This window comes from Streptomyces sp. NPDC097129, from assembly GCF_055668065.1.
This window is the reverse complement of record NZ_JBVOQE010000011.1, coordinates 220277-234479: the sequence shown is the minus strand read 5'-3', so window position 1 is coordinate 234479 and position 14203 is coordinate 220277. Positions and strand designations below refer to the sequence as shown.

14 protein-coding genes are annotated in these 14203 nt (G+C 68.6%); 5 read left to right on the top strand and 9 right to left on the bottom strand.

What is annotated here, in order from left to right; all coding sequences use genetic code 11:
- Positions 1-86: 86 nt before the first annotated feature.
- A complete protein-coding gene (trxB, locus tag AC0B9F_RS29150) occupies positions 87-1058 on the top strand; it encodes a thioredoxin-disulfide reductase (protein ID WP_472007581.1) in 972 nt (323 codons plus the stop codon).
- Positions 1059-1102: 44 nt separating this feature from the next.
- Positions 1103-1429: a thioredoxin gene (gene trxA / locus AC0B9F_RS29145; RefSeq protein WP_472007579.1), complete on the top strand. Its 327-nt coding sequence runs from the start codon at positions 1103-1105 to the stop codon at positions 1427-1429.
- 64 nt (positions 1430-1493) lie between these two features.
- Here the strand turns inward: trxA and AC0B9F_RS29140 are convergent, their stop codons facing one another.
- The 9 genes from AC0B9F_RS29140 to rpmH form a co-directional block, all read right to left on the bottom strand.
- Positions 1494-2111: a GNAT family N-acetyltransferase gene (locus AC0B9F_RS29140; protein WP_472007577.1), complete on the bottom strand. Its 618-nt coding sequence runs from the start codon at positions 2109-2111 to the stop codon at positions 1494-1496.
- Positions 2112-2410: 299 nt separating this feature from the next.
- Positions 2411-3508, bottom strand: coding sequence for a ParB/RepB/Spo0J family partition protein (locus AC0B9F_RS29135; RefSeq protein WP_472007576.1), 1098 nt, complete (start codon positions 3506-3508; stop codon positions 2411-2413).
- The gene (locus AC0B9F_RS29130; protein ID WP_472007744.1) at positions 3505-4578 is read right to left on the bottom strand and encodes a ParA family protein; all 1074 of its coding nucleotides are present in this window, start codon (positions 4576-4578) and stop codon (positions 3505-3507) included. The genes AC0B9F_RS29135 and AC0B9F_RS29130 overlap by 4 nt, the downstream gene beginning before the upstream one ends.
- A gap of 298 nt (positions 4579-4876) precedes the next feature.
- Entirely contained in the window at positions 4877-5593 is a 717-nt protein-coding gene (gene rsmG, locus AC0B9F_RS29125; RefSeq protein ID WP_472007575.1) for a 16S rRNA (guanine(527)-N(7))-methyltransferase RsmG, read from the bottom strand.
- A gap of 118 nt (positions 5594-5711) precedes the next feature.
- Positions 5712-6224 carry a Jag family protein gene (locus AC0B9F_RS29120; protein WP_472007573.1) on the bottom strand — a complete coding sequence of 171 codons (513 nt, stop codon included), beginning with the start codon at positions 6222-6224 and terminating at the stop codon, positions 5712-5714.
- Between the two features lie 15 nt (positions 6225-6239).
- The gene (gene yidC, locus AC0B9F_RS29115; protein ID WP_472007571.1) at positions 6240-7520 is read right to left on the bottom strand and encodes a membrane protein insertase YidC; all 1281 of its coding nucleotides are present in this window, start codon (positions 7518-7520) and stop codon (positions 6240-6242) included.
- 3 nt (positions 7521-7523) lie between these two features.
- A complete protein-coding gene (gene yidD / locus AC0B9F_RS29110; protein ID WP_469815215.1) occupies positions 7524-7877 on the bottom strand; it encodes a membrane protein insertion efficiency factor YidD in 354 nt (117 codons plus the stop codon).
- Positions 7874-8245 (bottom strand): ribonuclease P protein component, encoded by a 372-nt coding sequence (gene rnpA / locus AC0B9F_RS29105; protein WP_472007570.1) that lies wholly within the window; start codon positions 8243-8245, stop codon positions 7874-7876. The genes yidD and rnpA overlap by 4 nt, the downstream gene beginning before the upstream one ends.
- Before the next feature lie 21 nt (positions 8246-8266).
- Positions 8267-8404 (bottom strand): 50S ribosomal protein L34, encoded by a 138-nt coding sequence (gene rpmH, locus AC0B9F_RS29100; protein ID WP_005482975.1) that lies wholly within the window; start codon positions 8402-8404, stop codon positions 8267-8269.
- A 378-nt stretch (positions 8405-8782) separates the two neighbouring features.
- Here rpmH and dnaA point away from each other — a divergent pair, with 378 nt between their 5' ends.
- The 3 genes from dnaA to gnd all read left to right on the top strand — a co-directional run bounded on the left by dnaA (position 8783) and on the right by gnd (position 14138).
- The gene (gene dnaA / locus AC0B9F_RS29095) at positions 8783-10837 is read left to right on the top strand and encodes a chromosomal replication initiator protein DnaA (RefSeq protein WP_472007568.1); all 2055 of its coding nucleotides are present in this window, start codon (positions 8783-8785) and stop codon (positions 10835-10837) included.
- A gap of 1001 nt (positions 10838-11838) precedes the next feature.
- Positions 11839-12969 carry a DNA polymerase III subunit beta gene (gene dnaN, locus AC0B9F_RS29090; protein WP_361630206.1) on the top strand — a complete coding sequence of 377 codons (1131 nt, stop codon included), beginning with the start codon at positions 11839-11841 and terminating at the stop codon, positions 12967-12969.
- Between the two features lie 293 nt (positions 12970-13262).
- The gene (gene gnd, locus AC0B9F_RS29085) at positions 13263-14138 is read left to right on the top strand and encodes a phosphogluconate dehydrogenase (NAD(+)-dependent, decarboxylating) (RefSeq protein WP_472007566.1); all 876 of its coding nucleotides are present in this window, start codon (positions 13263-13265) and stop codon (positions 14136-14138) included.
- Positions 14139-14203 lie beyond the last annotated feature (65 nt).

The window sequence follows — 14203 nt, the reverse complement described above, 5'->3', positions numbered from 1 at the left end:
GCCCCTTAGGATCCGTTGGGTGGGGTGAGAGTCTGAACGGGGCTCCACCGGCCGTACGACGCTGTCCAGAGACGAGGAACCAAGCCGTGAGCGACGTCCGTAACGTGATCATCATCGGCTCCGGGCCCGCCGGTTACACGGCGGCGCTGTACACCGCGCGCGCGTCGCTGAAGCCCCTGGTGTTCGAGGGCGCCGTGACCGCGGGCGGCGCCCTGATGAACACCACCGAGGTGGAGAACTTCCCCGGCTTTCGCGACGGCATCATGGGCCCCGAGCTCATGGACAACATGCGCGCCCAGGCCGAGCGCTTCGGTGCCGAGCTGATCCCGGACGACATCGTCTCCGTCGACCTGTCCGGTGAGATCAAGACCGTCACCGACACCGCGGGCACGGTGCACCAGGCCAAGGCCGTCATCGTCACCACCGGCTCCCAGCACCGCAAGCTGGGCCTGCCCAACGAGGACGCGCTCTCCGGCCGCGGTGTCTCCTGGTGCGCCACCTGCGACGGCTTCTTCTTCAAGGACCAGGACATCGCCGTGATCGGTGGCGGTGACACCGCGATGGAGGAGGCCACTTTCCTCTCGCGGTTCGCCAAGTCCGTGACCATCGTCCACCGCCGCGACACCCTGCGTGCCTCCAAGGCCATGCAGGAGCGCGCCTTCGCCGACCCGAAGATCAAGTTCGTCTGGGACAGCGAGGTGGCCGAGATCCAGGGCGAGCAGAAGCTGTCCGGTCTGAAGCTGCGCAACCTCAAGACCGGCGAGCTCTCGGACCTGCCGGTGACGGGTCTGTTCATCGCGATCGGCCACGACCCGCGCACCGAGCTGTTCAAGGGTCAGCTGGACCTGGACGAAGAGGGCTACCTCAAGGTCGCCTCGCCCTCCACCCGGACGAACCTCACCGGTGTCTTCGGCGCCGGTGACGTGGTCGACCACACCTACCGCCAGGCGATCACCGCTGCCGGCACCGGCTGCTCCGCCGCTCTGGACGCCGAGCGCTTCCTCGCCGCTCTCGCCGACACCGAGCAGCAGGCCGAGCCCGAGAAGACCTCCGTCTGATCCCCCTTCCGCCCCACGCACCGACCGATTAAGGAGAGCCCGCCGTGGCCGACCTGAAGAACGTGACCGACGACTCCTTCGAGCAGGACGTCCTCAAGAGCGACAAGCCCGTCCTGGTGGACTTCTGGGCCGCCTGGTGCGGTCCGTGCCGTCAGATCGCTCCGTCCCTCGCGGCGATCGCGGCCGAGCATGGCGACAAGATCGAGGTCGTCAAGCTCAACATCGACGAGAACCCGGCGACGGCTGCCAAGTACGGCGTGATGTCCATCCCGACGCTGAACGTCTACCAGAACGGCGAGGTCGCCAAGACCATCGTCGGCGCCAAGCCGAAGGCCGCCATCGTGCGCGACCTCGAGGACTTCATCGGCTGACGTTTCACGTGAAACGCCAAGGGGCCGGTCCAGATGGACCGGCCCCTTGCACGTCTTCGGAAGATCACAGCGGCCGCAGCGCCGGCTCCTTCTGCACCGCACCCAGCAGCCGGTCCAGCGCCAACTCCACGTCTTCCTTCCACGACAGCGTGGAGCGCAGCTCCAGCCGCAGCCGCGGATGCGCCGGATGCTGGCGGACGGTCTTGAAGCCCACGGCCAGCAGATGGTCAGCCGGCAGCAGACAGGCCGGTTCCTTCCAGTGGGCGTCCCCGAACGCCTCGATGGCCTTGAACCCGCGACGCAGCAGATCCTTGGCGACCGTCTGCACCATCACCCGGCCCAGCCCCTGCCCCTGGTAGCCCGGCAGAACGAAAGCGGTGATCAGCTGCACGGCATCGGGTGAGACCGGGCTGGTGGGAAAAGCCGTCGAGCGGGGAACGTAGGCGGGCGGCGCGTAGAGCACATAGCCCACCGGCTTGTCGTCGACGTAGATCACGCGGCCGCAGGAACCCCAGTCGAGGAGGACCGCGGAGATCCACGCTTCCTTCTCCAGAGCCGGTGTACCCGCCTTTACCGCGGCTTCGCCACTGACGGGATCGAGCTCCCAGAAGACGCACGAACGACAACGCTTGGGAAGGTCCTGAAGGTTGTCCAGCGTGAGCGGTACGAGCCGACGCCCCATGAAGGCTGTTCCTCGCTTTCCTCGCCCGCCGAGCCGCGGGCGGCTGTCAGAGCATTCCGTTCCCTGAGCAGGCTGCCGACGAATCCGCCGACCGCGCCCAGGCCCAGTCCCGCGCTCACCAGTCCGGCCCGGCTCATCGTTCGCACGGCTCCCCGCCTCCCACTCAAAGGTGCCTGCCAGGTGGATGCGCCATACCCCACCGCATCGTATCCACGATGCGATTCCGTCGATACCGGCAGAAAGCAAAGAGCGGGCCGTGTTCCGGTACACACCGGACACGGCCCGCTCCGACAGGGCGCTCAGGCGTCGAACTCGTCCGAGCCGTCGTCCTGGAGGCCCCGAGGCAGGACCGGGCCCTCGCCCGGAGCGAGGGTGCCGAGGATCCGCTCGAGATCCTCCACCGAGGCGAACTCGACAGTGATCTTGCCCTTCTTCTGGCCCAGGTCGACCTTCACCCGCGTCTCGAAGCGGTCCGAGAGCCGGCTCGCGAGATCGGACAGCGCCGGGGAAAGCCGACCGCCGGCCCGCGGACCCTTGGCACGCAGAGCCTTCTGCGGACGCGACCCCATCAGGGTCACGATCTCCTCCACCGACCGCACCGAGAGCCCCTCGGCCACGATCCGGTGAGCCAACCGGTCCTGCTCCTCGAGATCGTCGACGCCGAGCAGCGCCCGCGCATGACCGGCGGAGAGCACACCCGCGGCCACCATGTTCTGCACCTTGGGCGAGAGCTTCAGCAGACGCAGGGTGTTGGAGACCTGCGGGCGGGAACGACCGATGCGGTCCGCCAGCTGGTCGTGCGTGCAGTTGAAGTCCTTCAGCAGCTGATCGTAGGCGGCCGCCTCTTCGATCGGGTTCAGCTGGGCCCGGTGCAGGTTCTCCAGCAGCGCGTCCAGGAGGAGCTTCTCGTCCTCCGTGGCCCGCACGATCGCCGGGATGGCATCCAGACCCGCCTCACGGCAGGCGCGCCAGCGACGCTCGCCCATGATGAGTTCGTACTGCTCCGGGCCGACCTGCCGGACGACGACCGGCTGCAGGAGACCGACCTCCTTGATGGAGGTGACGAGCTCCGCCAGGGCCTCCTCGTCGAAGACCTTGCGCGGCTGCTCCGGGTTCGGCCGGATGTCGTCGAGGGGGATCTCCGCGAAGTGGGCTCCGAGCGGAGGCGCGGGCATCTCCGGCGCGGACGGCGCCGCTTCCTCGGTTTCACGTGAAACAGCGGGAAGCGTGGCCAGCTTGGCGGCAGCCACTCCGCGATCGCCCGTCAGCAGCGGGCTCGCTGCGGAGGATGCTGGCGCGCCACCTCCCAGGGCCGTCGCGGCAGGTGTCTTCTCCGTCGGGGCATGAGGGATCAGCGCGCCGAGTCCACGTCCCAGCCCCCTCCGTCGGTCGCTCACTGAATGCCCTCCACCATGTTCGGGTTGCTCTGGGCGCCGATGTGGGCGTGCGCAGCCTCGTAGCTGACGCCGACGCCCCTCAGCGCGATCTCTCGTGCTGCCTCAAGATAGGACAGCGCACCGCTCGACCCCGGATCGTAGGTCAGAACCGTCTGCCCATAGCTCGGCGCCTCGGAGATACGGACCGAGCGAGGAATGCTCGTCCGCAGCACCTCGTCACCGAAGTGGGTGCGCACCTCTTCCGCGACCTGGGACGCCAGACGCGTCCGGCCGTCGTACATGGTGAGCAGGATGGTCGACACATGCAGCGTGGGGTTGAGGTGGCCCCGCACCAGGTCGACGTTGCGCAGCAGTTGGCCCAGGCCCTCCAGCGCGTAGTACTCGCACTGAATGGGGATCAGGACCTCCTGGCCCGCGACGAGCGCGTTGACCGTCAGCAGGCCGAGCGAGGGCGGGCAGTCGATGAGGATGTAGTCCAGCGGCTGCTCGTAGGCCTGGATCGCCCGCTGCAGCCGGCTCTCACGCGCCACCAGCGACACCAATTCGATTTCCGCGCCGGCGAGATCGATGGTGGCGGGGGCGCAGAAGAGACCCTCGACATCGGGGACCGGCTGCACGACCTCGGCGAGCGGCCTGCTGTCGACCAACACGTCATAGATCGACGGAACTTCCGCGTGGTGGTCGATGCCCAGCGCGGTGGACGCGTTGCCCTGCGGATCGAGGTCGATCACCAGCACCCGGCCGCCATGCAGAGCCAGCGAGGCGGCGAGGTTGACGGTCGTCGTCGTCTTGCCGACACCGCCCTTCTGGTTGGCGACCACGATCAGACGGGTCTGCTCGGGTCGCGGCAGACCTTCGCCGGCGCGGCCCAGAGCCTCCACCGCCAGTTGGGCAGCACGACCGATCGGAGTGTCGTCCATCGGGGGCGGTGTTTCACGTGAAACATCGTCCCCCATCGACTCAGTACGGGGACCGGGGACCGGATCGGTCATCGGTCCCGCGATGTTGGCGTCGGACCGCAAGGATTCACTCTCCTCGACTTCAGGCTCGCAATGAACAGAGCCTCGCACGTCTTCGGGGTCGTGAACCAGCGAGGTCTGGTCTTCTGTGGAGAAATCCACCTCTGTGGACAACTCCATGCCTCTCAAGGGGGGCCCGGAAGGCTCGATCGGTGCCTCATCGAGTGATCCGAGGGGCTTACGGTCGCGGGGTTCGGCCGCGGCGCGGCCCCGACTGATGATGCCGTGCAGCAGTGAGCGACGTTTCACGTGAAACACGATGCACAGCGCCGCAGGCCGAACTGCCGCGACACTCCGTCATACGTAGGTGGGGCAGCTTGTGTGGAGTACGTCTCCTCGTCGGAGGCGATCACCGCCGCCGGCGTGTACGTCCCGTCCGCGCCGCCTTCGCGCGCTTCGCCGCGAACCGCACGCCGCCGGGGCTCTCTCCGACCTCGACCCGCACCACGGTGGACAGCGGGTCCACGATGCCCTCGCCGACATGCAGGATCGACGTCTCCACCGCACCCAGCTTGCTCAGAGCCGTGGCCGCGCTCTTCAGCTCCTCCTCAGCGGTGTCGCCCTTGAGCGCGAGCATCTCGCCGTAGGGACGCAGCAGCGGGATGCCCCAGGTGGCCAGGCGGTCCAGCGGGGCGACGGCGCGGGCCGTGACGACGTGGACGGGAGGCAGCTTGCCCATGACCTCCTCGGCGCGGCCGCGCACCACGGTGACGTGATCGAGTCCGAGCAGCTCCACGACCTCCGTGAGGAAGTTGGTGCGCCGCAGCAGCGGCTCGAGCAGCGTGATCTTGATGTCCTCGCGCACGAGCGCCAGCGGGATACCGGGCAGGCCGGCACCGGAGCCGACGTCGCACACGGTCACACCCTCGGGGACGACCTCTGAGAGCACCGCACAGTTCAGCAGGTGCCGCTCCCACAGGCGCGGCACCTCCCGCGGCCCGATGAGCCCGCGCTGCACACCGGCCTCGGCCAGGAGCTCGGCGTATCGGACCGCATCCGTGAAGCGATCACCGAATACGTCGCGTGCCTGCTCGGGCGCAGGGGGGAGCTCCGCTGCCTCCGTCACGGGGACCGTCCTTCCGTACCGCATCAGCGCCATCGGCGCCGATCACCAGAACTACAGGCTGACAAAGTTCGGCCCCGCCTGCGCATCAGACGGGGCCGGAGTGACGTACGTATCGACGTCAGTTGGGCAGAACGACGACGAAGCGCTGCGGCTCCTCGCCCTCGGACTCGCTGCGCAGGCCCGCCGCCTTCACCGCGTCGTGGACGACCTTCCGCTCGAACGGGGTCATCGGCTTGAGCCGCTTGGCCTCACCGCTGCTCTTGACCTCGGCGGCGGCCTGGGCGCCCAGCTCGGACAGTTCGGAGCGCTTGGTGGCCCTGAAGCCGGCGACGTCCAGCATCAGCCGGCTGCGGTCCCCGGTCTCCCGGTGCACGGCCAGTCGCGTCAGCTCCTGGAGGGCCTCGAGCACCTCGCCGTCACGGCCGACCAGCTTCTGCAAGTCGCGGCTGCCCGTGTCGCTGACGATCGACACGGAGGCGCGGTCACCCTCGACGTCCATGTCGATGTCGCCGTCGAGATCGGCGATGTCCAGCAGACCCTCGAGGTAGTCCGCCGCGATCTCACCCTCCTGCTCCAGGCGGGTCAGGGTGTCTGCACCCTCGGCAGCGGCTGAGGTGGTGCCTTCCGTCACGGGATGGGCTCCTTCTTACTTCTTGGACGGGGACTTGGGCCGCTGCGGACCCTTGCGCTGGCCCGACTGGGCCTTGCTGCGGGTACCGGAGCCCTGCTTCGGGGCGGCCTTGCCGGAGGCACCGGCGGGCTTGGTGTCCTCGGGCTCGTCGGACTTGCTCAGCGACGGACCGGTGGACGACGGCTCATCGGCCTTCGCCACGCCCGACTGGCGCTGGGACTTCGACTGCCGCTTGGGCTGCTGCCGCTTGGGCTGGCCACCGGTGGTGGTGGGCGTGCCGTCCTCGGCCACGGCGACCGCCTGGCTCTCGCCGCGGATCACCGAGCCGTCGGTCTGGGCGGCCAGGCCGGCCTTGCTCAGGCCGTTGATGAACTTGCGCTCGAACTCGTTGCGGTCGCGGCCCTTGGTGACGATGGCCTTGACGATGACCTTGTCCCGGCGCCGGGTGACCTTGCCGTGGTGCGTGACGTGCTTGTGCAGGCGCTCCAGGTAGGCGGCCTGGGCCTTGGAACCCGGGGTGGGGTTGTTGTGGATGACGTACATCTGCTGGCCCATGGTCCACACGTTGGTGGTCAGCCAGTAGACGAGGACACCGACCGGGAAGTTGATGCCGAAGACGGCGAACATGACCGGGAAGACGTACATCAGCATCTTCTGCTGCTGCATGAACGGCGTCTTCACCGTGGTGTCGACGTTCTTCGTCATCAGCTGTCGCTGCGTGTAGAACTGCGAGAACGACATCAGGACGATCATGATCGCGGTCACGACCCGGACGTCGGTCAGCGTGGCGCCGAGCGCCTCGACCTTGCTCGAGCTGTCCATGAACTTCGCCGCGAGCGGGGCGCCGAAGATGTGCGCCTGACGCGCGCTGGCGAGCAGCGGGTCGTTGATGACGCCGATGGTCTTGCCCGTCGCGATGCCGTTGAGCACGTGGTACAGGGCGAAGAAGAACGGCGACTGGGCGAGGATGGGAAGGCACGAGGAGAGCGGGTTGGTACCCGTCTCCTTATACAGCTTCATCATCTCTTCGGACTGGCGCTGCTTGTCGTTCTTGTAGCGCTCCTGGATCTTCTTCATCTCCGGCTGGAGCGTCTGCATCGCGCGCGTGGCCTTGATCTGCTTCACGAAGAGCGGGATCAGGCAGATGCGGATCAGGATCACCAGGGACACGATGGACAGGCCCCAGGCCCACCCGGTGTCAGGCCCGAAGATCGCCCCGTACACCTTGTGGAACTGGACGATGACCCAGGAGACGGGCCAGGTGATGAAACTGAAGAGGCTGGCAATCGTGTCCACTAATCATGCTCCTTGGGCATGGGGCGGGGTCTCTGCGGCCGGGCTCGAAGGGATCTCCCCGTCGGTGGCCGGTTCGGCGGCGGAGGGCCCGCCCCTGCGTGCACGCCAGGCGTCACGCAGCATTTCGTGCCACCGCGGGCGCTTGCGCGGCGGAACATGGTCCACACCGCCCGGCGACCACGGATTGCACCGCAGAATGCGCCAGGCTGTGAGTGCTGTTCCCTTGATCGCACCGTGCCGGTCGATCGCCGTGTAGCCGTAGTGGGAACACGACGGGTAGTACCTGCACACTGGCCCGAGCAGCGGACTGATCGTCCACTGGTAGAGCTTGATCAGGGCCAGCAGTGGGTACTTCATCGCGCGCCCCCTCCCAGCAGCCGCTGGAGGGCGGCGTCCAGGTCTTGGGCCAGCTGTGCATGGTCGGCGTCGCCCGCACCGGGCAGCGCTCGTACGACTACCAGGCTACCGGGGGGCAGCTCGGTGACTCGGTCGCGCATCAGATGGCGAAGCCTGCGCTTCACCGAGTTGCGCACGACCGCTCCGCCGACTGCCTTGCTCACGACGAAACCCGCACGCGGCGGGGGAGCGCTCTCCCCTGGCGCGTGCGGGTCCGTGGCACCGCTGCGAAGATGGACGACGAGGAGCGGGCGTCCTGCCCGACGCCCTCGCCGTACCGCGGTCGCGAAGTCCTCGCGCCGCCTCAGCCGGTTCTCGGTGGGCAGCACGACGTCATGACCTGATCGGAATCAGGCGGACAGGCTGGCGCGACCCTTGCTGCGGCGGTTCGCGAGAATCGCGCGGCCGGCACGGGTGCGCATCCGCAGGCGGAAGCCGTGGGTCTTCGCGCGACGACGGTTGTTCGGCTGGAAGGTGCGCTTGCTCACTCGGGGGCTCCAGAAAGAATCGGGGTTGGCGGGGTGCCGTCCTGGCTGTCACCGTGCGCCCACGAGTAGCTCGCGTCACGCCCGAGTGCACCGCTGTCCGATCACCGTGTTCGCGATCTGTGCCCATCGGAGGCAGGCGGCAGCAGCCATCGACAACTCGACCTGGTTACGGTACGCGGGACTACGCCATCCGGTCAAACCGACGACCTCGGGGAGACACTTGTCCACAGCCTGGGGACAACAACTTGAACCGTACCCGCCGCGCTGACTACCGTGGCTGGACTCCGATTCGTTCCCTTGTCTCCTCAACCACCCGATTCACATCCCGACCCGTCCCCGAACCACACGTTCGAGGGACTCTCTGAGAGAGCGTGCCCTGTGGCTGACGTACCTGCCGATCTTGCCGCAGTGTGGCCACGAGTGCTGGAACAGCTCCTCGGTGAGGGACGCGGCCAAGGGGTGGAGGGGAAGGACGAGCACTGGATCCGGCGCACCCAGCCGCTGGCGCTGGTCGCCGACACGGCCCTGCTCGCCGTGCCGAACGAGTTCGCGAAGAACGTCCTCGAGGGGCGTCTCGCGCCGATCGTCAGCGAGACCCTGAGCCGCGAGTGCGGCCGGCCGATCCGGATCGCGATCACCGTCGACGACTCGGCGGGCGAGCCCGCGCCCCCCTCCGCGCCGCCCGCGCAGCAGCAGCAGCAACCGCAGCAGCAGCCGCGGTACGACGAATCGCGCTACGAGGAGTCGCGGTACCAGGAACCTCGCTACGAGGAGTCCCGCTACGACGAGCCCGAGCCGCCCGCCAAGCCGCAGTACGAGGGGTACGGCCGGCATCGCGGCGAGTCCGGCGACCCGCTCCCCACGGCCCGGCCCGCCTACCCGTCCGAGTACCAGCGCCCCGAGCCGGGCGCCTGGCCGCGTCCCTCCCAGGACGACTACGGCTGGCAGCAGCAGCGGCTCGGTTTCCCCGAGCGCGACCTGTACGGCTCCGGCGGGCACGGCGCCAAGGACCCGTACGGCTCGGCCCCCGGCGGCAAGGACCCGTACGGCTCGGGGCCGGGCGGGAGTGACCCGTACGCGTCCGGCGGTCCGGCGAAGGATCCGTACGCCTCGCCGTCGTCGGCGGACTACCGCCCGCCCGGGAACGAGCGGCCGTCCTACGACCAGGCCCGCGGCGACTACGACCGCCGCGACGCCCACGACACCCGCGACCCGCGTGCGGCGCGGGACTACGACCGCGACTACGACCAGCGCGACGGCGGCCGCCGTGAGCTGCCCGAGCCGCCGGCCGGTTCCGGGCACGTGCACCGCGGCGGTCCCGTGGGCCCGAACCTGCCGACCACCGGGGCGCCCGGACCGCTGGCCGCGCAGCCCGCGCCGGCCTCCGGCCCCGGTGAGCCGACCGCGCGGCTGAACCCCAAGTACCTGTTCGACACCTTCGTCATCGGCGCCTCCAACCGGTTCGCGCACGCGGCCGCGGTGGCCGTCGCCGAGGCGCCCGCGAAGGCGTACAACCCGCTGTTCATCTACGGCGAGTCCGGCCTCGGCAAGACGCACCTGCTGCACGCCATCGGGCACTACGCGCGCAGCCTGTACCCGGGCACGCGCGTGCGGTACGTGAGCTCGGAGGAGTTCACCAACGAGTTCATCAACTCCATCCGCGACGGCAAGGGCGACAGCTTCCGCAAGCGGTACCGGGAGATGGACATCCTGCTCGTCGACGACATCCAGTTCCTGGCGGACAAGGAGTCGACGCAGGAGGAGTTCTTCCACACCTTCAACACGCTGCACAACGCCAACAAGCAGATCGTGCTGTCCTCCGACCGGCCGCCGAAGCAGCTGGTCACGCTGGAGGACCGGCTGCGCAACCGCTTCGAGTGGGGGCTGATCACCGACGTCCAGCCGCCCGAGCTGGAGACGCGGATCGCGATCCTGCGCAAGAAGGCGGTCCAGGAGCAGCTGAACGCGCCGCCGGAGGTGCTGGAGTTCATCGCCTCCCGGATCTCGCGGAACATCCGTGAGCTGGAGGGCGCTCTGATCCGGGTGACGGCGTTCGCGTCGCTCAACCGGCAGCCGGTGGACCTGGGCCTGACGGAGATCGTTCTGAAGGACCTGATCCCGGGCGGGGAGGACTCGGCCCCGGAGATCACCTCCACGGCGATCATGAGCGCGACGGCGGACTACTTCGGGCTTACGGTCGAGGACCTGTGCGGCACGTCGCGCGGCCGCGCGCTGGTGACCGCCCGGCAGATCGCCATGTACCTGTGCCGCGAACTGACGGACCTGTCGCTGCCGAAGATCGGTGCGCTGTTCGGCGGCCGCGACCATACGACGGTGATGCACGCGGACCGCAAGATCCGCAACCTGATGGCCGAGCGCCGCTCCATCTACAACCAGGTCACCGAGCTGACCAACCGCATCAAGAACGGCTGACGCCACCACGGCGAATCGTCAGAGGGCGTCTCCGGATCTCCGGAGGCGCCCTCAACCGTACGCCAGGGGTGCGCCCTCAGCACGCCAGGGGTGCGCCCTCAGCCGTACGCCAGGAGTGCGGCGACGCCCCCTCGACGACCACGACGGCCTCCGGCGGGGCCCCACGGCCTCCGACCGCCTCCCACGGGCTCCGATCGCCGTCGTCCATCCGTCATCTCTTGTTCGATTACCTGCCGGGTTACGGCCTCTCTCCACAGATTCGGCGACTTTTTCGCGTCCACATCCTGGGGACTGCGGAGTTTTCCAGATCGCGTCCACAGGGGAGCCTGGGGGAACGGCATCGGCCCAGCTCAGGTGCCTGTGGATTCGTGGACGAAGAAGATCCACAGGGTGTGGACAACGTGGCGGTCCACACCCTGTGCATGAAGTTGTCCACGGGTAACTCACAGGCTGAGGCCTGTTGTCCCCAGAGATCGCCCGCTTCTCCACATGTCTGTCCACTGTTCGGCAAGCCGACGCGCCCTCTCACCACGTCGAGTGAAAGCCGTCACACGAAGCTGCCGAAGTGGGCTGTGGGAAACGTGGGTAAACCTGGGGACGCATCTGGGGAGAACTCGCCCCGGCCTGTTGATGGTGTGTGCAGAACTTTCTGTTCTCCACAGAAGGCCCCGGTTGTCCACCGCCTCCGCCCACAGGCCCGGTGGACAAAATTTGGGCTCTGACCTGCGGAAACGAGGTTATCCACGGTATCCACAGGCCCTACTACTACCAACGACTAGAGAGAGCGAGGAAACCGTTTCGAAGCGGGGCCTGTGCACAACTCGCTGTCGGTTGACCGACTGCCCCTCGTCGCGACTTGACCCCGACCGGCACCTACTGTCAGTGCGGTGCGTCAGACTGGTCCCCGGTGTCCTTCCCCTCCCCAGGGCCCGTGACACCGCGACAGACGACGAAGGCGAAGCAGGGCGACAAACGCCGGCAACAGCAGGAGGCGGCTTACCGTGAAGATCCGGGTGGAACGCGACGTACTCGCGGAGGCAGTGGCCTGGGCGGCACGCAGCCTCCCGGCCCGTCCGCCGGCGCCGGTCCTCGCCGGCCTGCTGCTGAAGGCGGAGGACGGCCAGCTGAGCCTGTCCAGCTTCGACTACGAGGTCTCCGCTCGGGTGAGCGTCGAGGCCGAGGTCGAGGAGGAGGGCACGGTCCTGGTGTCCGGCCGCCTGCTCGCCGACATCTCCCGCGCGCTCCCCAACCGTCCCGTGGAGATTTCCACAGACGGTGTACGGGCGACGGTGGTCTGCGGGTCGTCCCGGTTCACCCTGCACACCCTGCCCGTGGAGGAATACCCGGCGCTGCCGCAGATGCCGAACGCGACGGGCACGGTCCCCGGCGAGGTCTTCGCCGCCGCCGTCTCCCAGGTGGCCATCGCCGCCGGCCGCGACGACACGCTGCCCGTGCTCACCGGTGTGCGCATCGAGATCGAGGGCGACACGGTCACCCTGGCCTCCACCGACCGCTACCGCTTCGCGGTCCGCGAGTTCCTGTGGAAGCCGGAGAACCCGGACGTCTCCGCGGTCGCCCTGGTGCCCGCCAAGACCCTCCAGGACACGGCCAAGGCGCTCACCAGCGGCGACAGCGTGATCCTCGCCCTGTCCGGCTCGGGCGCCGGAGAGGGCCTGATCGGTTTCGAGGGCGCCGGCCGCCGCACCACGACCCGTCTGCTCGAAGGCGACCTGCCGAAGTACCGCACGCTGTTCCCGACGGAGTTCAACTCCGTCGCCGTGATCGAGACCGCCCCCTTCGTGGAGGCCGTCAAGCGTGTGGCCCTGGTCGCCGAACGCAACACCCCGGTGCGGCTCAGCTTCGAGCAGGGCGTGCTCATCCTGGAGGCCGGCTCCAGCGACGACGCACAGGCTGTGGAAAGGGTCGACGCCCAGCTGGAGGGCGACGACATCTCCATCGCCTTCAACCCGACGTTCCTGCTGGACGGCCTGAGCGCGATCGACTCGCCGGTGGCGCAGCTGTCGTTCACGACGTCCACCAAGCCCGCGCTGCTGAGCGGCAAGCCGGCCGTGGACGCCGAGGCGGACGACGCGTACAAGTACCTGATCATGCCGGTGCGGCTGAGCGGCTGAGCGGCTGAGCGGCTGAGCGGCTGAGCGGCTGAGCGGCTGAGCGGCTGAGCGGCTGAGCGGGGCGGACCCCGCGCCCGGCGCCGGAGCTTCGGTGACCGGCGAGGACGTCGCCGGTGGTCCACAGCCTGTGGACCACCGGCCGCCGAAATCCCCAGGTGAGGGCCTACGTTTGAGCGCGTATGCCCACAGCTGTGCGGGAGCGTCCGGGATTAGGCTCGGACAGGGGTACGAGGGTGCCCCAGGGGTGCGACGGCGCCCCGCACGCCACACAGCGACCTTAAGGAACACCACTGATGGAGCTCGGTCTCGTCGGCCTCGGCAAGATGGGCGGCAACATGCGCGAGCGGATCCGCCGCGCGGGCCACACCGTCATCGGATACGACCGCAACCCCGACGTCGCGGATGTCCACAGCCTGCAAGAGCTTGTGGGCAAGCTGTCCGGGCCGCGCGTGGTCTGGGTGATGGTCCCGGCCGGCGAGGCCACTCAGTCGACCATCGACCAGCTCGCCGAGCTGCTGGAGCCCGGTGACGTGGTCGTGGACGGCGGCAACTCCCGCTGGACCGACGACGAGAAGCACGCGCGGGAGCTGGCCGCCAAGGGCATCGGCTTCGTCGACTGCGGTGTCTCCGGCGGCGTCTGGGGCCTGGAGAACGGCTACGCGCTGATGTACGGCGGCGACGCCGGGAACGTCGCCAAGGTGCAGCCGGTCTTCGACGCGCTCAAGCCGGAGGGCGACTTCGGCGCGGTGCACGCCGGCAAGGTCGGCGCGGGCCACTTCGCGAAGATGGTCCACAACGGCATCGAGTACGCGATGATGCAGGCCTACGCCGAGGGCTGGGAGCTGCTGGAGAAGGTCGACTCCGTGGAGAACGTCCGCGAGGTCTTCCGCTCCTGGCAGGAGGGCACAGTCATCCGCTCCTGGCTGCTGGACCTCGCGGTCAACGCCCTCGACGAGGACGAGCACCTCGACGGTCTGCGCGGTTACGCACAGGACTCCGGTGAGGGACGCTGGACTGTGGAGGCCGCCATCGACAACGCGGTGCCGCTGCCGGCGATCACCGCGTCGCTGTTCGCGCGGTTCGCCTCCCGGCAGGAGGACTCGCCGCAGATGAAGATGATCGCCGCGCTGCGCAACCAGTTCGGCGGCCACGCGGTCGAGAAGAAGTGACGCGCCGGACCACGTGACGCGTCACCACAGGAAGTAGCGCGCGCCCGGAAGACGCGGCGCGCCAG